The 21363-nt window shown below is 45.6% G+C and carries 20 protein-coding genes; 8 read left to right on the top strand and 12 right to left on the bottom strand.

The window, feature by feature from the left end:
- Window positions 1-3: 3 nt before the first annotated feature.
- From OCV11_RS22500 to OCV11_RS22480, 5 genes are all read right to left on the bottom strand, one after another.
- The gene (locus OCV11_RS22500; RefSeq protein WP_261896691.1) at window positions 4-969 is read right to left on the bottom strand and encodes a LacI family DNA-binding transcriptional regulator; all 966 of its coding nucleotides are present in this window, start codon (window positions 967-969) and stop codon (window positions 4-6) included.
- A 170-nt stretch (window positions 970-1139) separates the two neighbouring features.
- Window positions 1140-1469: a PTS N,N'-diacetylchitobiose transporter subunit IIA gene (chbA, locus tag OCV11_RS22495; RefSeq protein WP_261896690.1), complete on the bottom strand. Its 330-nt coding sequence runs from the start codon at window positions 1467-1469 to the stop codon at window positions 1140-1142.
- Window positions 1460-2872, bottom strand: coding sequence for a glycoside hydrolase family 1 protein (locus OCV11_RS22490; protein WP_261896689.1), 1413 nt, complete (start codon window positions 2870-2872; stop codon window positions 1460-1462). Before OCV11_RS22490 ends, chbA begins: the two co-directional genes overlap by 10 nt.
- A 59-nt stretch (window positions 2873-2931) precedes the next feature.
- Window positions 2932-4272: a PTS sugar transporter subunit IIC gene (locus OCV11_RS22485; protein ID WP_261896688.1), complete on the bottom strand. Its 1341-nt coding sequence runs from the start codon at window positions 4270-4272 to the stop codon at window positions 2932-2934.
- 28 nt (window positions 4273-4300) lie between these two features.
- Complete coding sequence (locus tag OCV11_RS22480) at window positions 4301-4615, bottom strand: PTS sugar transporter subunit IIB (RefSeq protein WP_261896687.1); 315 nt, start codon at window positions 4613-4615, stop codon at window positions 4301-4303.
- Between the two features lie 301 nt (window positions 4616-4916).
- Here OCV11_RS22480 and OCV11_RS22475 point away from each other — a divergent pair, with 301 nt between their 5' ends.
- Window positions 4917-6248, top strand: a complete 1332-nt coding sequence (locus tag OCV11_RS22475) for a PTS sugar transporter subunit IIC (RefSeq protein WP_261896686.1) — start codon at window positions 4917-4919, stop codon at window positions 6246-6248.
- Between the two features lie 98 nt (window positions 6249-6346).
- On the opposite strand, the gene OCV11_RS22470 is transcribed toward OCV11_RS22475, so the two are convergent.
- Complete coding sequence (locus tag OCV11_RS22470) at window positions 6347-7504, bottom strand: hypothetical protein (protein ID WP_261896685.1); 1158 nt, start codon at window positions 7502-7504, stop codon at window positions 6347-6349.
- Between the two features lie 472 nt (window positions 7505-7976).
- Between OCV11_RS22470 and OCV11_RS22465 the strand changes: the two genes are divergently transcribed.
- From OCV11_RS22465 to OCV11_RS22450, 4 genes are all read left to right on the top strand, one after another.
- Window positions 7977-9035: an MBL fold metallo-hydrolase gene (locus OCV11_RS22465; protein WP_261896684.1), complete on the top strand. Its 1059-nt coding sequence runs from the start codon at window positions 7977-7979 to the stop codon at window positions 9033-9035.
- Window positions 9035-9373, top strand: a complete 339-nt coding sequence (locus OCV11_RS22460) for a DUF5329 domain-containing protein (protein WP_261896683.1) — start codon at window positions 9035-9037, stop codon at window positions 9371-9373. Before OCV11_RS22465 ends, OCV11_RS22460 begins: the two co-directional genes overlap by 1 nt.
- Before the next feature lie 157 nt (window positions 9374-9530).
- On the top strand, window positions 9531-9968 hold the full coding sequence (locus OCV11_RS22455; protein WP_261896682.1) for a GNAT family acetyltransferase: 438 nt from the start codon (window positions 9531-9533) through the stop codon (window positions 9966-9968).
- Window positions 9965-10657, top strand: a complete 693-nt coding sequence (locus tag OCV11_RS22450) for an aspartate/glutamate racemase family protein (protein ID WP_261896681.1) — start codon at window positions 9965-9967, stop codon at window positions 10655-10657. Before OCV11_RS22455 ends, OCV11_RS22450 begins: the two co-directional genes overlap by 4 nt.
- Window positions 10658-10814: 157 nt before the next feature.
- Here OCV11_RS22450 and OCV11_RS22445 read toward each other — a convergent pair whose 3' ends face one another.
- Both OCV11_RS22445 and OCV11_RS22440 read right to left on the bottom strand, forming a co-directional pair.
- Window positions 10815-11927: an alpha/beta hydrolase gene (locus OCV11_RS22445; RefSeq protein ID WP_261896680.1), complete on the bottom strand. Its 1113-nt coding sequence runs from the start codon at window positions 11925-11927 to the stop codon at window positions 10815-10817.
- A 274-nt stretch (window positions 11928-12201) separates the two neighbouring features.
- Window positions 12202-12717, bottom strand: coding sequence for a DUF3299 domain-containing protein (locus OCV11_RS22440; RefSeq protein WP_261896679.1), 516 nt, complete (start codon window positions 12715-12717; stop codon window positions 12202-12204).
- Between the two features lie 150 nt (window positions 12718-12867).
- Between OCV11_RS22440 and OCV11_RS22435 the strand changes: the two genes are divergently transcribed.
- On the top strand, window positions 12868-14358 hold the full coding sequence (locus OCV11_RS22435; RefSeq protein WP_261896678.1) for an alkaline phosphatase: 1491 nt from the start codon (window positions 12868-12870) through the stop codon (window positions 14356-14358).
- 104 nt (window positions 14359-14462) lie between these two features.
- On the opposite strand, the gene OCV11_RS22430 is transcribed toward OCV11_RS22435, so the two are convergent.
- Both OCV11_RS22430 and OCV11_RS22425 read right to left on the bottom strand, forming a co-directional pair.
- Window positions 14463-15314 (bottom strand): SDR family oxidoreductase, encoded by an 852-nt coding sequence (locus OCV11_RS22430; RefSeq protein WP_261896677.1) that lies wholly within the window; start codon window positions 15312-15314, stop codon window positions 14463-14465.
- Between the two features lie 120 nt (window positions 15315-15434).
- Window positions 15435-17147, bottom strand: coding sequence for a sensor histidine kinase (locus tag OCV11_RS22425; protein WP_261896676.1), 1713 nt, complete (start codon window positions 17145-17147; stop codon window positions 15435-15437).
- Window positions 17148-17216: 69 nt separating this feature from the next.
- On the opposite strand from OCV11_RS22425, the gene OCV11_RS22420 reads away from it, so the two are divergent.
- Window positions 17217-17633: a BLUF domain-containing protein gene (locus OCV11_RS22420; protein WP_261896675.1), complete on the top strand. Its 417-nt coding sequence runs from the start codon at window positions 17217-17219 to the stop codon at window positions 17631-17633.
- 98 nt (window positions 17634-17731) lie between these two features.
- Here OCV11_RS22420 and OCV11_RS22415 read toward each other — a convergent pair whose 3' ends face one another.
- Window positions 17732-18217 (bottom strand): GNAT family N-acetyltransferase, encoded by a 486-nt coding sequence (locus OCV11_RS22415; protein WP_261896674.1) that lies wholly within the window; start codon window positions 18215-18217, stop codon window positions 17732-17734.
- A gap of 290 nt (window positions 18218-18507) precedes the next feature.
- Entirely contained in the window at window positions 18508-20304 is a 1797-nt protein-coding gene (locus OCV11_RS22410) for a M3 family oligoendopeptidase (RefSeq protein WP_261896673.1), read from the bottom strand.
- Window positions 20305-20635: 331 nt separating this feature from the next.
- On the opposite strand from OCV11_RS22410, the gene OCV11_RS22405 reads away from it, so the two are divergent.
- Window positions 20636-21250: a class I SAM-dependent DNA methyltransferase gene (locus tag OCV11_RS22405; RefSeq protein WP_261896672.1), complete on the top strand. Its 615-nt coding sequence runs from the start codon at window positions 20636-20638 to the stop codon at window positions 21248-21250.
- Window positions 21251-21363 lie beyond the last annotated feature (113 nt).

Here is a 21363-nt window from a genome sequence, read left to right as displayed (position 1 = left end):
CCCTTATCTACGGTTAACCACGGAATCACGAGTGACCAAGTTGCCTTGAATCAAAAGCGGTTCATCGCTTGGTTGGTAACTCATTAATTGATCCAACTCTTGCATGGCGGCTTTAACCAGCTTTTCAGATGGATAACTTATGCAGGTTAGCGCTGGCGTCAATTGGCTGGCAAGAAAGGAGTCTTCAAGGGACATGATGGAGACTTCTTGTGGTGTTGAGAGGTTAAAATCTTTGAGCATTTTCATTGCAATCGCGGCATGGCTATCCCGCATTACGATAAGCGCAGTAAAAGGTGAGTAGCTGTTGAGCAGGTTCATGGCGGCTAACTCAGGACTTTCGGTTGCATTAACAATCAGTTGACGATTGATGGGCATCGCCAAGTTCTGCATTGCGGTTTTGTAGCCCTCTAACACTTGATTGGCCGCGTAATCACTGCCATCCAAGATAATCGCAATAGATGAGTGCCCTTTACTGGACAAATACCGGCAGGCACTTTCACAGGCAAACCGGTAATCATAGGAAATAGAGCGATTTTTACCGTTAACGCCGCCATCAATAGTGATGAGGTTATCCACGTTTTGCGTGAGTGCGGAAGCGGTGCCGCCCACCGCGATAATCGCATCACATAGGCCATTGTCAAAGTCGGCGATGGTTCTTGCAAACTCCGCTTCGCTGTCGGCAAAGCTCACCAGCATCTGCTTTTTACGCTCTTTTAAAGCTTTCGATAACATAGGTAAGTAAGTGGACACTTGGCCGGCATCGGTTGTAGAAAGGACGACACCAATATAGTCAGAGCGCTGAGTTGCCAAGCTTTGAGCCATGACATTAGGGCGATAGTTCAGCGCTTCCGCCGCTTTTAATACCGCTTCTCTACTCTCCTCTTTTACTCCCCGAGTGCCGCTAAGTACGCGAGATACGGTGGCTTTAGACACGTTAGCAAGGCGAGAAACATCATTAATAGTAGCCATGGCAATCCTATGTGGCGCGGTGCGCTTTTGATAACAAACCGATCGGGAAAACGGTTCCCAAGAGTTTCATTTTACCCTCAAAGCAACATTACACAAGCCGACACTCCGTCAAACATGACCTAGCCCAGCAAACCTATCCTCCCCAATTCGGGATGCTGGGCATTCACTCATTAAGCAACGGAGAGTTGCTTGTTCTTATACATTTCTCGATGAAGTTCAATCAGTTCGGTAATCAGCTCTTTGGCCAGCATCGATGTCATTAGGTGGTCTTGGGCGTGCACCATAATCAGTGTCATCGGCGTTTTACCTTCCCCCTGATCGGCTTCAATCAATTGGGTTTGCACCAAATGGGCTTGGTTGGCAAAGGTGGTAGATTCGGTGAGTAAAGCCTCTGCTTTTGCAAAGTTTCCCTCTTTGGCGGCGCGCAGTGCTTCGAAACAGAGGCTGCGTGCTTGCCCAGCATTAATAATGATGCCCATGACTTGTTCTTCTAAATCCATGATTGTTCTCCTGTAGCTAAATCTGCAAAGCCATTGTGTTTGGCTGTTTGAGCAAACCATTCACCACTTTTCTTTAATGAACGTTGCTGAGTCGCCAAATCGAGTCGATAGAATCCATAGCGATTCTTGTAAGCGTTGCACCATGACCAGTTATCGATAAAAGTCCACATGTGGTAGCCAAAGCAGGTGGAGCCTTCCTCAATCGCTCTGTGTACCCATTTAAGATGTTCACGAATAAAATCAATTCGATAGTCATCTTGAATCTGCCCGTTGTGGAGGAACTTTTCTTCACCTTCGACGCCCATGCCGTTTTCCGAAATGTAGCAGGGGAGATTGTCGTAGTTATCACGCAGGTTGATCAAAATGTCATACACGCCTTTTTCGTAGATCTCCCAGCCGCGATGGGGATTCATTTTGCAACCGGGCATACGATATTCATCAAACAACCATTCCGGCATAAAGGGATTGGTGTGATTCACCGCATGCAACTTAGCTTGCACACGACGCGGCTGATAGTAGTTGATGCCAAGCATATCGACTTTACCTTGCTCAATTAGGCGACAATCACCAAGTTCAATCTCCGGAAGCTGGTGGTAATGGTCGAGTAGCTCAATCAATTCTCTTGGGTAGGCTCCTTTGACTGCAGGATCCAAAAAACTGCGATTAAACAGTAAGTCACAGTGAAATGAAGCGAGACGGTCAGCTTCGTTATCCGAGCGAGGATAGGAGGGCGTTAGGTTCAATATGATGCCAATTTTGCCGCCCAGTGCCAGTTTACGATAACGCTTAACGGCTTCGGCGTGGGCCAAAATCGTATGATAGGCGACTGTCGCCGCACGGCGAAAATCCACCACGTTTGGATAGTGGAAGTTATAAAGATAACCGCCTTCGACAGTCACCACGGGCTCATTAAAGGTAAACCAATGTTTGACGCGGTCGCCAAATAGCGTAAAGCAGGTTTGTGCGTAATAGGCGTAAGCGGCGACCACTTTTCTATTTTCAAATCCGCCGATGTTTTGCATCGCCAATGGCATATCAAAGTGAAACAGGCACAAAAAAGGCTCGATGCCTTGGGCAATCAGTTCATCGATCATCTGATTATAAAACGCCACCGCTTGTTGATTCACTTCCCCAGTGCCATCTGGGATCAATCGCGACCATGAAATAGAGGTGCGAAAACTGTTGTGGTTGATCGCCTTCATTAGGCCGATATCATCGCGAAAGTGCTGATAAAAGGTCGAAGTTTGTTGAGGAGAAACACCTTGATAGAAGCGGTTGGGCTCTTGTTGATACCAATGATCCCAGATGTTGTCACCTTTGCCGAATTGAGCGGCGGCGCCTTCGGTTTGTGTGGCGGAAGCGGCGCTGCCCCAATAAAAGTGTGGTGGAAATTGATAAAGCATAACTAGGGTCCTTACAGCGGATTACCTCAGGATAATCCGCTGGTTTGTCTCTTTGCGTATTAGTGAGTTGAAGCGGGTGTCGCGTTAACTTTGGGTGAGGATTTTTGTTGCTCCTCAAGCGCTTCTTTTTCAAGTAATTGCTTTTCATAGGCTTTTAGGAAAGGCAGATACATAAGCGCAGCTGAGCACATACAAAATAGCGACAAAATCACTGGACTAACGGCCCAGTTCGCGGCCCATGAAGCACCAATCGGTCCTGGTGTTGTCCATGGAGTCAGCGATACGACTCGCGCGACTAACCCTAAATCGACAGCGAACCATGCAAAAACTGCGTTGATCATGGGCACCAAAATGAACGGTAGGAAAAAGACGGGGTTCATAATGATCGGCGCACCAAACAAGATAGGTTCGTTGATATTAAAGAGCCCAGGGACAATCCCCATTTTGCCAATCGTTCTTAAATGAACTGCTTTAGAGCGCATCAGTAAGATAGCCAGCGGTAGCGTTGAACCCACACCACCAATCAACAAGTAGTGATCCCAGAAGCCTTGTAAGAAAATGTGTGGCATGGTGGTAGCTCCAGCGGCCATTGCCATTTGGTTCGCCGATAAGTTTGCCATCCAAAATGGGTTCATGATGCCAGTGACAATCAGGGAACCGTGAATCCCCGCGAACCACAAAATCTGACAGATAAACACCGCAAGCAGCACAGCAGGTAAGGAGTCAGAAGCGGACACCAATGGCTGAATGAGCGCCATGATCGCCTGCGGAATGATCATGCCAGTTTCGGCTTCAATGATGAGGTTGAGGGGGTGAAGCGTCAGGATAATCGCTAATACCGGAATCAAAATTTCAAAGGAACGAGCGACACCCGTTGGCACCTCAGGCGGTAGCTTAATGGTGATGTTTTTGCGTTTAAGTAAACCATAGACCTCGGTGGAATAAATTGCGGTAATGATCGCAGTGAAGATCCCTTGTCCTGATAGGTATTGCATTGAAATGGTGCCATCTTTCAGTGGTGCAGCGACCAACAAAAACGACATCAGAGACAATAAGCCAGTGGTCAGTGGGTCGAGGTTATGATGACGCGCTAAGCTGGCGGCTATCCCGACCGAGATGAACAGGGTCATCACCCCCATGCTCAAATTGAACGGCAACATCAGTTGGTCGCGATATTTGGCGGAAAGATCAAGCCAGCCACGAGCGAATGACCAAGTGGTATCCGCAGAAAATGGTGGAAAGACGAACACCAAGATAAATGAACCAACGATCATAAATGGCAAAGCAGCAATGAAACCATCACGAATTGCCATTACATATTTTTGTTGTCCCATTTTGGCGGCAACGGGTGACACTTTCTGTTCGATAATGTCGACCATGTGGTTGTATAGGGTACTCATATTATTATCCTGAAGTGTATGGATTTTGTTATGCGTGTTCGTTAATGAGGTCGAGAGCAAAATGCAGCACTTTCTCGCCATTTTGCATGCCGTAATCCATCATGTTGATCGCTTCAACCGTGATGCCGTAGGGGTCTGCGAGCTTTTGTAGATCCGGTTTCATGTATTTCACCTGTGGGCCAATGAGCACCACTTCGTAATCCGCAACATGGTTACTAAACTCAGATGCGCCAAAAGCATCGATCTGAACCTCTATCCCTTGTTGTTTGGCTGCGGCTTCCATCTTTTTCACCAGCATAGATGTGGACATTCCAGCAGAGCAGCACAGCATAATTTTGTTCATGATTGGTACTCCTTATCGATTTGACGTTGTCACTATGCTCCTTTAGAAACCATTTGGAAACCGGTTTCCAAATGGTTTCTAAAGGAGTGTGAAAAGGATCATTAATTTGAGGTGGGGGGTTTAGCAAAGTTTGATCTGCTTAACAACTAACCACTGTTTTCCTCGCTTAGATAGGATTAAAAAAGGTGTGTCAGTAACGTCAAGGTGTGATCGACTGATTATCTATTCGTTAGGGAATATGAAAAAATGATTATCTTGGATAAACGGTTTCCGTCAGAGTAAAGCTTCATCAGAGGTTATTATGAAACACCTAGTCACTCGAATATTGACTGTGAATTTAGATCGTTATGTTGCGCCGACTGCCCGTGTTATTAGCTCGAGTGTTCATATCACAGCATTGCGTGACGGCTTTCAGCTTTCTATGCCGTTCATCTTTATTGGGTGCCTATTTGTTCCTTTGATGTTTCCATTAGTGGGCGTTCCTGCAGAAATGGAGGGCCGTTCAATTGGATGGGAGTCATTTCTTATCAGTATCCGCCCGATCATATTGCCGACCTATCAACTCACATTAGGTGTGGTGGCTTTAATCGTGGCTTTTGGTGTGGCGACGAGTTTAGCCAAACAATATCATTTGCCAGAACGGTTATCCGGATTAACCGGTAGCATGGCATTTTTAATGTTATCTGGTTTTGCCGACCGGCAAGGCTTGGATATTCGTTATTTGGGCGGTTCAGGTATATTTACGGCGCTGGTGGCGAGCCTCTACTCAGTGGAAATTATTCATCTTTGTTGCAGCAGAGGATGGACAATTCGCATGCCAGAAGATGTACCGAGAATTACGGCACAAACGTTTAAGTTAATTATTCCCATATTTATTGTTTTCGTGAGTCTTTCTGCATTTAACAGCTTACTTGAAATCAAAGTGGGCATGCATTTACCTCAATTAATCGAGCAGCTATTCCGCCCCTTGGTACTTGCCTCTGATAGCTTAATTGCGGTGTTGGTTTCGGTGCTGATTTGCCAATTGCTGTGGTTTATTGGCATTCATGGTTCGATTGTGGTCACGGGGATCATGAACCCATTTTGGATGACCAATTTATTGGTCAATCAACAGGCAATGGAGCAGAGTAACGCGATATTACCGCATATTTACACCGCTTCATTTTGGGACTTTTTCTTGCTAATCGGCGGGGTTGGGTCCACTTTACCTTTGGTGTATCTCGCTATCAAAAGTCGCGCTAACCAATTAAAGTCAATTGGCAAAGTTGCGCTGATTCCTTCGATTTTTAATATCAATGAGCCGATTTTATTTGGCTTTCCCATCATAATGAATCCGGTGTTTATTATTCCTTTTATTTGTGTTCCTCTGATTAATGCCACCTTAGTGTGGTTCCTTACCAAAATGGATATTCTTGACCGAGTGGTGATGATGTTGCCTTGGACTCTGCCTGCTCCGATTGGTGCTGCATGGGCAGCTAATGGCAGCATTAATAATGCTCTGATGACCATTGTCGCGATCTTGATTTCTTACTTTTGTTACGTGCCTTTTTTTCGTACCCATGAGCGGATGATATTAGAACAGCAAGAGCGGATGGCAGCGATGCGCAGTCAAAAAGCGGCAGAAAATAATTGACTACAATCCCATTTAACCAAGTTTGATCACTCGGCTAAATGGGATAAATAAGCGAATTTACCACGCTTATTTTTTACTGCGATTGTTTTAATAGTGAATTAAAAATGGAAATCAATTTGGGTACGGAATAGGTCGCGATTATGTTCTTCAGTCGCACGGTTACGTTGCTGGACAGAGTAGAACGTTTCCCAAATAATATTACGCGCCAAAACGTATTTCGCGCCGAATATCCAGCCTTTAGCATCCCCTGGTAATGAACCCCATTCATCATCGTGGGAATAATCACCATAGCGTTCGAAATCGATATAACGGGTATATAAACTATAACTTCCTGCCTTTTCCAAATCGGTCTGTTTATAGTCAATTCGGTATTCTTGGCTGGTGTTATAGTCATCCGCATCGGTCATGACAAAGGCGCCGCGCAGCAAAATATCAGAGGTGGCTTGCAGTTGCAGTTCGAAGGCACCCATGTTATCCATTTTCTGGTCGTCGCCGTGATTTTCGTTGGTGGCGTAGGTGAGGCTGGTTTGCAAGTTATCTAAGAGGCTACCCGTCACGTTAAGACCCGCAATTTGAGTCTCTTGACCGTTGGGCATCGTCACCAGATCGCCTTGACGTGGACGTAACCAAAATACCTTGGCATTCCAATCACTGACCACATCATAGTCAAGTTGAATACCATCGGCGGCATGGCCAAATGGGACAGCTTGGAAACCATATCCCCACCATTTGGTGCCCAGTGTTACGCCAATATTGGCAGGGCGACCTTCAACCCAAATCCTTTGTAAAGTACCATCTTGGTCGCTGCTGCCAGAATCACCGTCACGCCATGATTGATTGACCGTATACCCTTTACGTGTTTCGATTTGGAAGCGAGCATCCCATATTTCAGAGACTTTCAGTTTCCCTTCTAAGTCCATATAAAAGTGTTTGTTATTGGTGCCGGAGCCGGTTGGATCATTATCATCATGATCGTATTTGGCTCGGAAGAAACCAAATAGGGAGACTCTATCCATGAGTTCTTTTAGCGATTGATACGACGCGCTCTCTTCGTTTGGATTCGTATTTTTGTATTGTGCTTTTAACGCCTCAAGTTCTTTAAGCTGTACTTCATATTGATTTTGCAGTTGCTCTATTTTTTTTATCTGCGCGTTGGTCTCTGCCGTGGTGGAATTTTCTGCAGCTAAGGCACTGAATGACAAACAACTTAGCACTGCTAAATAAGTTGTAGTCAGTTTAGGTAGAGAGTGTTTCATTATATTAGTCCTATGTTTGATGTTATTGAACCAAGATGAGAACCGTCATGTAGGGTGATCTTGTTGCGGCAGTATATAAATCCCATTACTCAATTTTTGTGTCTTCCTGCACGTATTTTTCCTAAATAGGGAAAAATTGGAAACCGGTTTCCAATTTTATCGTTTTGATCACTATTATTTGCCTGTAAAGTGATCCGGTTAGTGTGGGGTTGGATAACAAAAAATGACGTGGCTTTTCTGTTGGAGAGCGGGGGCAAACCTCTTTTCTTACTGGGAGAGCGATAATCTGTCGTTAGAACCAAGGTGGGTGACAAGAAAAATCAGGACAATCAGGCAATCATCTCGGAGTAATGTACTTGAGCGATGCAATGCTGGGTGGTTAGATAACCCGCATATCGTCATTTACGCAGCAACTCTTTAAAGCTTGGGGAGGCTAGGGTTGCTCGCGTTTCATTTCACCTAGTGGACGCTTATGAATCACTATCGCCTTTTTGTTTGTGTTATTTGTACGGTGTGGTGCTCGCTGATCTTGCTTGGGTGCTCTAATTCCGTTCACGCTGAGGCTGAGGATCACTTTGCCAATCTGTACGTTGATTATCAGCCGGGTTTTAAAACCTTTGTCAGTGCGACGTGGAATTCAATGTTTTCAGATGTGCAAAACCTCGAACCAAAGCAACCCATTCCACTGATTAAGATGTCGAGTGCTGCACTTGATAGCGAACAGCAGGATGTGGCATATCGTGTCGGTCATTCAACCGTTCTTATGAAACTAGGGCAGCAGTGGATATTAACTGATCCTATGTTTAGTCGACGTGCATCTCCATTCCAATGGGTTGGACCGAAACGATTTTCTGATTTACCGATTCAAATTGCTCAACTTCCACGTATCGATGTGGTGATCATCAGCCACAACCATTATGACCACTTAGATAAAGCGTCTATTTTGGCCTTAGCGCCAAAAGTAGGGCGCTTTCTCGTTCCGCAAAGAGTCGGGGATATCTTGATTCAGTGGGGGGTAGACGCTAACCAGGTACAAGCGATGAAATGGTGGGATGAAACGGATATTGGCCCAACACACTTTGTCTTTACGCCAACCCAGCATTTTTCTGGGCGTAGCCTGGCAGACCAAAACGAGACGTTATGGGGTAGTTGGGTGATCTTGGCACCGAGTCATCATGTGTTCTTTAGTGGCGATTCGGGATATTTCGCAGGATTTAAACAAATTGGTGATCGTTTTGGACCATTTGACCTCGCCTTTATGGAAGATGGTCAGTACAGTAAAGATTGGCCTTTGATTCATATGTTTCCAGAGCAGATGATTCAAGCAACTCAAGACCTAAAGGCTAAGGTAGTGATGCCTATTCACAATAGTACGTTTCGCCTAGCTAATCATCCGTGGAATGAACCGTTAGAGCAGGCTTGGGTCGTTAGTCAACAAAAAGGCGTGACCATGGTGGCCCCTGAATTTGGTCAACGGTATGTGATTGGTCAATCCCTTGATCAGCAAGCATGGTGGGAAGATAACAGATAATGAAAAATGCGCTCTTACTATTGAGTTGCATCAGCGGTTTTGCTGTTGCAGCGACAAGTGACGAGGAAATTGCCGGCCTAATTAATGGACTAAGACAATCTGATTGCCAGTTTGAACGGGGTGGAACTTGGTATCGTGGTGACAAAGCAGCGCAACATCTTCAGGACAAATGGGACTATGCCAAAGACGATGTGAAAAGCCCCGAAGACTTTATCAATAACGTAGCCAATGGCAGTTGGATCTCAGGTAGTGATTACCATGTCAAATGCCCTAACCAAGCTGAGATGACCAGTCGAGCATGGTTATTACAGCAACTTCAGTTGCAGAGAACCCAATAACCCCTCTGTTTCTATTCCCCTTTTTATTGGCGATTGAAATCCATTCATATGCAATGATACAGTGGCATAACACTAATAACATCAGCTAGTTACTCTAAGGCTAGTGACTCATAGAGCCAGTTATTCGAAGACTAGCTAAGAGAAGGATTGCCGCGCCATGAATATCAAGCCTTACCAATCTCAATACCACACTGCCGTCATTGAACTTTGGCAGACATGTGGGCTCGTGAAGCCTTGGAATGATCCCTCTAAAGACATTGAACGTAAGGTGGCGCACAGCCCTGAGCTGTTTCTGGTTGGTTTAGTCGATGGCAAAGTAGTCGGGACGGTGATGGGCGGATACGACGGCCATCGCGGCTGGATTAACTATCTTGCTGTCGACCCTAACGCGCAGAAAACCGGATTAGGCCGTGCTTTAATGCAAGCGGTAGAAGCGTTGTTATTGGCTCAAGGCTGTCCGAAAATCAACTTGCAGGTGCGAACGAGCAATGAGCAGGTCATCGCTTTTTATGACAAGTTGGGTTACAGCAATGATCAGGTATTAGGCTTAGGTAAGCGTTTGATTAATGATGACGAAAAGGATTGTTGGCAATGAAAACGGTAGGCATGATCGGTGGAATGAGTTGGGAATCCACTCAAAGTTATTACAAAGCGATCAATGAAGGTATCAAGCAGCAGCTCGGTGGTTTGCATTCGGCAAAAATCTGTCTCTACAGCGTCGATTTTGATGAAATTGAGTCTCGTCAACGTAGTGGTGCGTGGGCTGAAACGGGCGAAATATTGGGACAAGCGGCCCAAGCTGTGCAAGCCGGTGGCGCCGATTTTGTGTTGATTTGTACCAATACCATGCACAAAGTTGCCCCAGAAATTGCCCAGCACATTTCGATTCCTATTTTGCATATTGCGGATGCCACCGGTGAGCAGCTCAAAGCCGATGGCATCACCAAGGTGGGATTGCTTGGTACGCGCTTTACGATGGAACAAGATTTCTATAAGTCTCGTCTGATTGACCAATTTGGTATGGAAGTGTTGGTACCTAATGAGCGGCAACGTGAAGAGATTCATCGTGTTATTTTTGATGAGCTCTGCCTTGGTATCATCAATGCGTCTTCAAAACAGGTCTACCTCGACATCATTGCCGACCTGCATGCCAAAGGGGCGCAAGCGATCATTTTGGGGTGCACTGAAATTGCGCTGCTGGTGCAACAAGCTGATACCGATGTCAAACTCTATGACACCACGGCGATTCACGCGGCCAAGGCGGTTGAATGGGCGCTTGGCTAAGCGAGCTCTGATATGCAGGGCGAGTTGATATAAGGTCGGCGACAGCAACAAATAAACCCAGCCATGGAACATACTGGCTGGGTTGGCGCTTAAGTGACCTTTCTTGTGAGGTATCGACTGTTACTGCTACGGCGTTACCTTCACAGCACAGCAACGATTAGGCTAGATGTGTCGCAAAGAAATTCGTGATTTTATCGAATGGAATGATATCCGTTTGATCGTACAAATCTGTGTGGTTTGCACCGGGAATGATCATCAACTCTTTTGGCTCTTTAGCATTTGCATATGCGGTTTCACTGAAGTAGCGTGAGTGTGCCTTTTCACCATGGATAAACAGTACTGGACGTGGTGAAATTTCCGCGATGTAAGTCAAAATCGGCATGTTCATAAACGACAATGGAGTGGTTAATGTCCAAGACGCATTGGAGTTTACGGCGCGTGGGTGAAACCCTCTTTCAGGCGATTTGTAATACGCAGCATATTCCACCACAAATTGTGGCTCTCCACCTTTAAGTTCCAAAGAGACTGGGCCATAAGCGGGTTGGCCAGCATCGACATCTTTCCAACGTTGTTCGCCAAGTTGTTCTAATGCGGCAGTGCGTTGTTCTAATGTAGTGCTATCGAAATACCCTTTTGACATGACGCGCGTCATATCATACATGGTGCTAGCAACAACCGCTTTGACACGTTTATCAATCGCCACCGCGTTAAGTGCCATACCGCCCCAACCACAGATCCCAATCACACCGATACGATTACGATCTACATGGGCTTGAGTGCCGATACAATCTACCGCAGCGCTGAAGTCTTCAGTATTGATGTCGGGTGAGGCGACGTTACGTGGTTCACCACCGCTTTCGCCGGTAAATGAAGGGTCGAACGCCAGTGTGACAAAGCCGCGCTCTGCCATGGTTTGCGCATACAGACCAGAAGATTGTTCTTTAACTGCGCCAAAAGGACCACAAAGTACCAGAGCTGCCAACTTACCAGTGGCATTTTTCGGCGTGTATAAATCGCCAACGAGCGTAATCCCATAGCGGTTAGTGAAGGTCACTTTTTTGTGGTCCACTTGGCTACTTTTAGGGAAGGTTTTATCCCACTCTTGGGTCATTTGTACGGGCGTTGCAGCGAACGCTTTATTGGCAACCAAAGAACTCATGCCTAATGCGGCAATGCTGGCTCCGGCAGTCAGTTTCATCATGTTGCGACGACCTTCGTCAAGCGTGTCGGTTTGCGCCATAGTGACATTATGTTGAGTCGGTTTGTTCATAGTGAGTTTTCCTCATTAGGGACAGATTTTGCAAAATCCATCTCGTGTAAATCAGATGTTTCCTTCTGACGAAGGCACATTCTCTATGAGCCATACTCTACTGGGAACGACTGGTTAAACGTTAGCCAGATACTGTTGATTTATTGCCTAATACTCCAATCATTTTTTGCAGTGAATTTTTGTTAAGTATAAATACAATAAAATCAATGAAATGAATCTATTCTGGATGTTTACACTGCATAATCAAACATCACTCATCATTATGGTGTACGAATTAATTTGTCTCTTTATAGGCAGTCACTTTGATGCCATCTAATAAATATCCAGCTTGAGCCAGTTCAGATTGGGTTGTCTGCACGGATAAGGTTCCTTCGATATAGACGGTGTCCCACAACCCCTGTAGTGGTGCGCCTTGTTTAAACTTCACATACACAATTTGGTTGGCAGGCGGTGGCGGCACATGGATACAAGCGCCGTAGTAGGGAACCAATAACAGCTCGGTGACCACTTTATCATCCCCTTCTAAAGGAATAACAAAACCAGGAATTTTAACGCGCTGACCATCGAGATCGGTTCGATACGCCACATCGATCTTTTGTGGAGCACGTTCACCGTTGTGGTTAACAATCGTCGTTGTCGATGATGTTACAGGTGTGGACTGCTTAGGAATCAGTGCATCCCAATCCAGCACTTGAGGCCCGGTTTGTGCTGGTGTGGAAAAACATAACAAGCAGGTAAGCAAGAAGATAAATCTCAATAGTGGTCGCTGCATATTGGCTGGCTTCATCATTCAAGAGGAAATTCATCCTAATGTCGATGCAACAGCAAACACAAGTAGGGCAATAGAAGCTTCATCAACATGTCACGAATCCGTCATGAAAATCATCGTTTAATAACCGCTACTTATTAGAGTGAATAATCTAGAAAAACGGAGTGTTTCGTGATTAATACCAAAATTATTGCCCTTAGCAGTCTATTTGCAACTTTAGTCGGCTGTAGCGCAACGCAAAGTCAGGTTCAGGTGACCAACCCACAAAAAAATGATGTGTGGTATCAACAGGCGAAAAGCGATATTGCGAAAGCAAAAGCCAACCGACCAATCGATAAGAAGGCGAAAAACGTCATTCTGTTTGTCGGTGATGGCATGAGTATCGGCACGATTACCGCGGCGCGTATTTATGCAGGTCAACTGCAAGGTTTACAGGGTGAAGAGTATCGTCTGACCATGGAAACTATGCCTAACGTCGCTTTATCAAAAACCTACAATACCGATGCGCAAACCCCAGATTCTGCAGGTACGGCTTCTGCCATGGTCACGGGCATTAAAACCAAGCAGGGTGTCATCAGTGTTGACGATAACGTCAAACGCGGTTTTTGTAATACCGCTTTGGGTCATGAAGCGAAAACTGCTTGGGAAATGGCGGCAGAAAAAGGCTTAGCGGTAGGCGTTGTTTCTACGGCGCGTATTACCCATGCTACGCCTTCAACAACCTATTCTCATTCCGCTGACCGCGACTGGGAAAACGATGCTGCTATGCCCAATATTGCGAAAAATCAGGGATGTAAGGACATTGCGCAGCAGCTTTTGACCTTTAATGGTGGTAAAGGCATGGATGTGGTCTTTGGCGGTGGTCGCAGTCAGTTCCTGCCGAATACCGTCGTTGACGAAGAGGGCAGTAAAGGTAAACGTAAAGATGGCCGCAATTTGATTGCCGAATGGGAAACCGCTCATCCGCAAGGCCAATATGTTTATGATAAAAAAGGTTTTGATCAAATCGCAGCCAATGGTCAACCGGTGTTTGGTTTGTTTGAACCAAGCCACATGAAATACGACATTGAACGTAAAGATGAAGAACCATCATTAGCGGAAATGACCAGTAAAGCGATTGATTTACTGTCTCAGAAAAAAGAGGGGTACGTGTTGATGGTGGAAGGCGGTCGAATTGACCATGCCCACCATGATGGCAATGCCGCTCGTGCTCTTTCTGAAACCGTGGCTTATGACCAAGCCATAAAAGCAGCGCTAGAAAAAACCAATCCAAAAGATACCTTAGTGATTGTCACTGCCGACCATGCGCATACTTTTATCTCCAATGGTTATGCTGATCGCGGTAACCCAATCCTTGGACTATCGAAGAAAAATGGACGTTATAACCTCGATGATTACGGCAAACGTTATACCACGTTGATGTACGGTAATGGTCCAGGCGCAGTCGCAACGGCAGGGGCTAACCGTCCTAACCCGACTGAAGAAGAGGTGTTGGATGTGAACTACCATCAACAATCACTGCTTAAGTTGGCTTCAGAAACTCACTCTGGTGAAGACGTTGCCATTTTCGCACGGGGTCCTCAAGCGTATTTGTTCCAAGGTGCGGTGGAACAAAACTACATCTTCCACGTGATGAATGAAGCGATGAACTTCACTGAGTAACTTTATCGGTGCGGGACAAAAGAAAGCCAGGCCTTAATGGTCTGGCTTTTATCATTGTGCTCAATTGCTTAGGACAGAGATGTTAGGACAATCACTCGCTGCAATTACAGCGCAGCTTTGACTAAAGAGCGCAATGAGTCGGTAGGACGACCGATCAATTTGCTCAGGGTATGGCTGTCATCAAATAGACCACCTTTCGCTGCACCCGTATCAGAATCGGCTAATACTGCTGCAAATGGTGCAGGAATACCGACGCCTTCCAATACTTTAGCGAAATCCGCTTCTGCCATATTAACGTAACGAATGGTATTCCCTGATTCTTCACTGATCATGGCGCTGAGTTCTGCGAGGGTATAGCTTTCGTCACCAGACAGTTCATACACTTTGCCAGCTTGAGGCGCGCTGTTTGTAAGCACGGCAGCGGCAGCTTGCGCATAATCGTTACGAGAGGCAGAGCTGATTTTGCCTTCGCCTGCACAGCCAATAAAGGCTTGGTTTGCAAGGGCTGCAGGAACGCTTGCTAAATAGTTTTCTGTGTACCAACCGTTACGTAGCACAACGTAAGGAACATCGGCTGCACGCAAATAGTTTTCCGTTGCAACGTGCTCTTGCGCCAATGATAGCGGCGAGGTATCGGCATGCAAAATACTGGTGTAAGCCAGCAGTTTCACGCCAGCCGCTTTTGCTGCATCGATGACATTTTGGTGCTGAGTGGCACGTTGACCCACTTCACTAGAAGAGACTAAAAGTAGCTTATCGAGCCCAGCAAACGCAGTAGTGAGCGTGGCGGGTTTTGTATAATCGGCTTCACGAACCTCTACTCCTAACTCTTTCAATGCTGTCGCTTTTTGTGGATTGCGTACTAAAGCAACAATGTTATTCGCTGCAGTCGTTTTTAAAAGATGTTCAATAACCAAATGACCTAATTGACCTGTTGCACCTGTTACACCAATCATAATGTCCTCCAAGGAACTGTTATTGTTTGTTTGTTGAAACCTAGCTTGCCACTAACACTTACAAAATGTAAGTACGTACTTTTTTGTTAGTGTGGTTTTTTTCATATTTTTTATGCCTCATCATGACGATTTTGGGTTGATGCTTGGAGTAAATTGCAAAATAACTTGGGTGCCTTGACCTATTTCACTTTCAATCGATATGTTTGCGTTTAACTTCGTTAGCAAATGGTAGGTAACCGATAGCCCTAAGCCGCGCCCCTCTTTTAGGCCTTTTGTGGAAAAGAAGGGATCGAACACATGTTTGATCATCTCTTGTGACATACCTGGGCCGTTATCTCGAATTAAAATCGTTAATCCTTGCGGCTCTTGCCGCGCTGTGAATTCAATATGGCCATCATTTTGCCCTTCTAGTGCTTCAATTGCGTTTTCCAAAATATGGTTTATCGCTTGCGAAACTTGGCTTCGGTCGCTTTGTAATTGAGTGTCTTTGGGAATCAAATTGTCGATTTTGAGTTTATTGCCACTTGAATAATGATGGAGCTTAATCACGTCCTGACACGCTTCATAGACGCTAAATGGTGCAAATGGATTATCAGATTGACTAGTAAATGAGCTGAGATCGGCCACGATGTTTTTTACTCGAACTAGGCTCGCTTTAGAATCTTCAATCACGGCAGAAAGGTCATCACACATAAACTGCAGATCGTTATCCTGTTTGAATTTTGATAGCTTGTCCGCATCGGGCAGCGTGCCTTGCTGGTGGAGCGATCCGATGATGTCATCGTGCATTTTAATCAGCGACAGCATGGAATCAACGTAGTGATTTAGTGGCGTGAAGTTTCCCAGTGCAACGCTCAAGGGGTTGTTGATCTCATGGGCTATGCCAGCTGCAAGGCGTCCGACCGTTGCCATTTTCTCTGAATGCACAAGATGCTCTTTGGTTTTCTGCAGTTCAGAGAGGGTCTTTTTCAGCCGAGAATAGTGAAATTTCATGCGTCGCTGGGCTTCTAAACTCTCTAAGCTGATGCGCAGTTGAGAGGCGGCTTCTTCAATGATCTTAACTCGTGATACAGAAAGGTGGTCGGCATGGTGACTATCAACCAAGCAAATGACGGTACAAAAGCGTTCACCAAAGATCATGATTGGAAACACCAGCGCGGTTTGCGTTTGCGCTGAGTCGGGAAACACAATGTTAGGTAAATCGCTGTTTTGTATTTTATCGAGTATTGAGTTAAGTGAATCTGGCGATGCAGGAAGAGCGACTAATTGTTCTTTGTTCTCGGTGAGACCAAATACCTTGGGAATTGCTTGCCCTTTATTGGGTTTGACGACATAGGTCTGCGTGGATTGACAAAAGATATCGAGTGCCTCAACAAACTCAGTTAACGAGGCCTGTACCACTAAGTCACGACGGTTAAATTGGTTTACTTTGGAGATTAACGCAACATTAAGCTGCTGCTCTTGCAAAAGCTGTTGACTGGAAAACTGACGGTTTAATTCGTTTTGAATCGCTGCGCTGAAAGAGGGATGAGCAATCTCGTGAAGCCGAACGATCCTATCTGGCCATAGGGTGTGATTGTCCACTTCAAAGACATCGCTTTGATCGCACACTAGCCATAAACCAATTCGTGGGTTTCTCAGCATAACGCGAGTGTAACGAATGATATCAAAGGTCATCTCATAGCCGCAGGTGGCAAAGTCAATCAGTACCAGACCGTAGGCATTATCACGAATCCATTTTTTGATCTTGGCAAGTTTCACCTCTCTGTAAGGTTGAAAATGGGCCAAGGGTTGCAAATCTTCTTGAGTACTGACTAATAGAAAATTGATCACAGACTTTCCCCTTTGGGGTTTACTCGGCTACTTTTTAAAATAGTGCATAACAGGTCAAAAGGTGGAGTGATGAAACTGATTCGTTTGCTTTATTACAGCCAAGCAACGCGTGACATGTCGTTATCTGATATGAAAGCCATTTTGGAAAAAGCGCGCACCAATAATCACAATCAAGATATCTGCGGCATGCTTTGCTATGACAACAATTACTTTCTGCAAATTCTAGAAGGCGATGCAGCAGAAGTAACTGATCTCTTTTTGACCATTGCAGCGGATGAACGTCATCATTCTGTGGTGATTATGGGAGTGCAAGGCATTGAAAGTCGGGTATTTCCTCAATGGGATATGGGGTATGCGGGCAGCAGTGATACGTTAGTCAAATTGATGAAAGAAGTGGGGTGCGACGAATTTGATCCAGAAGCGCTCAATTTTAAACAAGCTGCCACTTTGTTGTATGAATTATCTAAGGCTCAAACCGCTGTTTAAAGCCAGCACGCAAGAGACGCGAAAGGAGTGCCCATTGGCACTCCTTTTATTTTTATAACGCGTCAATTTTAATCACGAATAATATTTTATGTCGCGGGTTACGCTAAGACCTTTTGCCAAAATTCTGCTTTACCCATTTGCGGATCAAGTTCATAAACAGCAAAGCCAAATTTCTGATAACTGCCTTGGGCTGGCTTATTGCCAGTCAGCACTTCTAAGGTGATTTTGCAGCAACCTCTTAGGCGAGCTTGCTCTTCTACTTTTTCAAGCAGGCGCTGGCTTAAGTTCAATCCCCGATACTGCTGAGCAACCATAAAATCATGGATATTGAGTAGCGGTTTGCATTTGAAGGTGGAAAATCCTTGCATGCAGTTAGCCAGTGCTGCTGCTTTGCCGTCCACATAGCAAAGCAGGCTGAAGGCATTTGGCTGCTCAGCAAGCGCTGCGACCAAATGACTTTTTACATACTCCGACAATGGTTCTGCACCGCCCATGGGATCTTGGGCGTATTGGTCCATTAATGCACAAATATCGCTGCCATGTTGAGCGTTGTTATAATCTGCCACGACAAATTCTATTTCCATAATACGTTCTCCTCTGTTCTTATTATGTGTGTCACTCGTTTTCTTAAGCGCTCAATGAGGCAGTTCCAACTAATGACTCAGTGATACTTTTACTTCTCACTGATGGCGATGTTGGCGGTTTGCCTTGATGCTAAAATGCGGTACGTTATGCATATTACTTACTCGTTATAACCAAGATTACGCAGTGAGTCTACAAAAGGGACGCAATAGGAGGATTCTTATATCCGCTGCGGGCGATAAAAAAATACCAAGTGGAATCACTTGGCATTGGAATAAACGTAAAGTCGAGCTTAATTTCGGTTAAGTAACTGTTCAAACAAATCGATTTTTTGTTTAACTCGATCGATACTCTGTTGCCAGAAATCTGCTTGGCTCAAATCCATACCAAGGTGTTTTTGCACCACCTCTTCGGCCATCATCGAACCGGTATCACGCAGCAAGCTGATATAACTTGGGTAGAAATCCGCGCCTTTTTCTGCGCGCTGAGCATAGACACCTAAACTAAACAAATAGCCAAACAAATATGGGTAGTTGTAGAAACTCACTTCAGAAATACTAAAGTGCAGTTTGCTTGCCCAGAAATACGGATCAGCTCTGTCCATCGATTCGCCATACCAAGTTTTCCAAGTACTGCTCATTAATTCGCAAAGCTCGGTTGCCGATAGTTCGCCATTTTGACGCTGCTCATAAAACGTTTTTTCGAACTCAAAACGTACCGGAATATTCACCATCAGTGCGTAGCACGACGATAACTCTTCCCACAGCATTTCAAGCTTTTCTTCGCGAGTTTGCGCTTTGTTGAGCAAGTAGTCGCGAACGATGGTTTCAGCGAAAATCGAGGCGGTTTCGGCCAATGTCATTGGATAGCGAGTTGCACACAGCGGCATGTCGCGCATCACCCAGTTATGGAATGCGTGACCAAGCTCGTGTGCCAAGGTCATAAGATCGGAACGACTGCCACCCCAAGTCATAAACACCAGTGGTGAGCGCGTAGCCGCAAATTTGCTGCAGTAAGCGCCAAGGCGGCGGTTGTTACTTGGTGCAGCGTCAATCCAGCCATTTTCCATCATGGTATCGACAAAACCGGCCATTTCGGGCGAAACATCCACAAAGGCTGCTTTAATGATCGCTATGGCATCGTCAAAGCTGTAAAGCTCTGGCGCTTGGTCGGTTAAGCTCGGCATGCCGGCCAAGTGATTCCAAGGTTTCATCGAGTCTAAACCGTGCACTTTGGCCATCAATTGTCCTGCTTTCTGACCAACTTCACGGTTGGCTTTGGCGCACACCATCATGGCGTCTAGTGTTGATAATTGAATGCGGCTTTGATGCAAACTTGGGTCAAGGAAATGCACTTTCTGCTTAGTTGAACGTTTCTGGTACTCAGTCAAACGCCAGCCCGATAACGCGTTCAAAATGGCAGCAAAACTTTCTTGATGGGTTTTCATCGACGCTTGGATTGCGCGCCATGCCAGCGGCTGGCGTTTAAAATCCGTGCCGTACAAAATACTGGCCGCTTGGGAAAACCCCATCACTTCTTGAGTGCCATCCTCGTGTTGAAGTGTCACTTGAAGTGAGCCAGTCAAGTTATCGTAAAGGCGTCCCCATCCATCGCGGCCATCGACCTGCATGGCAGAAAGCAGCTGCTCTTGTTCAACACTTAGCTGGGTTTGCGCCTGCTTGCGAAGGCAGGCGATCAAAAAGCCTTGTCCTGCTACATCGCCACTTTCATGATTTAACACTTGCTCGATAAAGTTTTGATTTGCAGTAGCAAGCACGTCTTGATACGGCGTATAAGCCTGAGCCAATTCAGAGCTGAGTTTGGCGATGCGACCAGATAGCGCTTTGGCGCGAGTATGGGTAGCATCTACTGACGAGTGGCATGACGCAAACGTGCTGATGGTTGATAATAGCGTGCTTGCCGCTTCGCGCGTCTGAATCGCATTTTGCATCACTTTTAATGACTGGCGCTCAGTAACATGCTGATTTAGCACGTCAATGTATTGGCTGATGAGGGTGATGTCTTGTTCAATTTTGCCATCATCCAGTCCTTGATAAGCGACAGAGAGATTCCAACTCGGTGCGTTCATCCTTCATCCTTTTGTGTTAGCTGTGTATTGGTTTGATTATATTACGAATATCGATAATTTCACTCAGCGAAGTACGATTAAGGTCAAATAGATAAGCAGATCCATCAATTGCAGAGCTGCGCCGAGACAATCACCAGTAGAGCCTCTAACCGCAAGGGGACAGTCACGTTTCTGTTCAACTAATGACTCAGTGGTACTTTTACTTCTCACTGATGGTGATGTTGGCGGTTTGCCTTGAGGCTAAAATGCGATACGTTATGCATATTACTTATTCGTTAAAACCAAGATTACGCAGTGAGTCTATAAAAGGGACGCAATAGGAGGATTCAGGATGAATAATTACTTTGATTCAGTGGCCGCAGAGTGGGATAACAACCCTGCCAAAATAGAGCGAGCAACTGCAACAGCGCAGCAAATCAAACAGTTGAGTTTGGCAAGTTATGATAGCGTGGTTGATTTTGGTGCGGGCACTGGCTTATTGGGTGTGCAATTACGGGATCTTTTTCAGTGTGTTCATCTCGCCGATGCGTCTAATAACATGCTCGAAATCGCGCAGCAGAAAATCGCGCAAGCCCAACTCACGAATGTGCATACCCATTTTGTCGAAAGTTTGGCTGATATTCCCGGTAGTCATTCAGCGATTGTGACCTTGATGACCCTTCACCATATTCACAATGTCGGCGAGTTCTTTGCCGCTGCCTATCAAAAACTGCAAGCGCAAGGCATGTTAGTGATAGCCGATCTCTATGCCGAAGATGGTTCATTTCATAAACACAATCCCGACTTTGATGGTCATAACGGTTTCGATCTAGATGAACTGTGCCAAAAAGCGAAACAAGCCGGCTTCAGCATAACCAAAGCGGCACCTTACTATGACATTCGCCAAGAGAATCGCGATGGAGTAGATACCGTCTATCCGCTGTTTTTGTTAGCGGTGGTGAAGTAGGGAGTGCAAAAGAAGAGGCTCAACCAAGCTGCCCCTTCTTTTAGTCAAATGATAAATTGGAGATTAGGTCATTATTCCCAGTTGGTTGCTTTGATATTAATAACCAAGCGGTA

Origin of the sequence: Vibrio porteresiae DSM 19223, assembly GCF_024347055.1 — a bacterium.
Classification (GTDB): domain Bacteria; phylum Pseudomonadota; class Gammaproteobacteria; order Enterobacterales; family Vibrionaceae; genus Vibrio; species Vibrio porteresiae.
This window is presented reverse-complemented; position numbering and strand designations above follow the sequence as displayed.

Bases quoted from the DNA above. Each gene is read 5' to 3' on its own strand.
- OCV11_RS22500 (WP_261896691.1), bottom strand. From the start codon at position 969: ATGGCTACTATTAATGATGTTTCTCGCCTTGCTAACGTGTCTAAAGCC.
- chbA (WP_261896690.1), bottom strand. From the start codon at position 1,469: ATGGATTTAGAAGAACAAGTCATGGGCATCATTATTAATGCTGGGCAA.
- OCV11_RS22490 (WP_261896689.1), bottom strand. From the start codon at position 2,872: ATGCTTTATCAATTTCCACCACACTTTTATTGGGGCAGCGCCGCTTCC.
- OCV11_RS22485 (WP_261896688.1), bottom strand. From the start codon at position 4,272: ATGAGTACCCTATACAACCACATGGTCGACATTATCGAACAGAAAGTG.
- OCV11_RS22480 (WP_261896687.1), bottom strand. From the start codon at position 4,615: ATGAACAAAATTATGCTGTGCTGCTCTGCTGGAATGTCCACATCTATG.
- OCV11_RS22475 (WP_261896686.1), top strand. From the start codon at position 4,917: ATGAAACACCTAGTCACTCGAATATTGACTGTGAATTTAGATCGTTAT.
- OCV11_RS22470 (WP_261896685.1), bottom strand. From the start codon at position 7,504: ATGAAACACTCTCTACCTAAACTGACTACAACTTATTTAGCAGTGCTA.
- OCV11_RS22465 (WP_261896684.1), top strand. From the start codon at position 7,977: ATGAATCACTATCGCCTTTTTGTTTGTGTTATTTGTACGGTGTGGTGC.
- OCV11_RS22460 (WP_261896683.1), top strand. From the start codon at position 9,035: ATGAAAAATGCGCTCTTACTATTGAGTTGCATCAGCGGTTTTGCTGTT.
- OCV11_RS22455 (WP_261896682.1), top strand. From the start codon at position 9,531: ATGAATATCAAGCCTTACCAATCTCAATACCACACTGCCGTCATTGAA.
- OCV11_RS22450 (WP_261896681.1), top strand. From the start codon at position 9,965: ATGAAAACGGTAGGCATGATCGGTGGAATGAGTTGGGAATCCACTCAA.
- OCV11_RS22445 (WP_261896680.1), bottom strand. From the start codon at position 11,927: ATGAACAAACCGACTCAACATAATGTCACTATGGCGCAAACCGACACG.
- OCV11_RS22440 (WP_261896679.1), bottom strand. From the start codon at position 12,717: ATGATGAAGCCAGCCAATATGCAGCGACCACTATTGAGATTTATCTTC.
- OCV11_RS22430 (WP_261896677.1), bottom strand. From the start codon at position 15,314: ATGATTGGTGTAACAGGTGCAACAGGTCAATTAGGTCATTTGGTTATT.
- OCV11_RS22420 (WP_261896675.1), top strand. From the start codon at position 17,217: ATGAAACTGATTCGTTTGCTTTATTACAGCCAAGCAACGCGTGACATG.
- OCV11_RS22415 (WP_261896674.1), bottom strand. From the start codon at position 18,217: ATGGAAATAGAATTTGTCGTGGCAGATTATAACAACGCTCAACATGGC.
- OCV11_RS22410 (WP_261896673.1), bottom strand. From the start codon at position 20,304: ATGAACGCACCGAGTTGGAATCTCTCTGTCGCTTATCAAGGACTGGAT.
- OCV11_RS22405 (WP_261896672.1), top strand. From the start codon at position 20,636: ATGAATAATTACTTTGATTCAGTGGCCGCAGAGTGGGATAACAACCCT.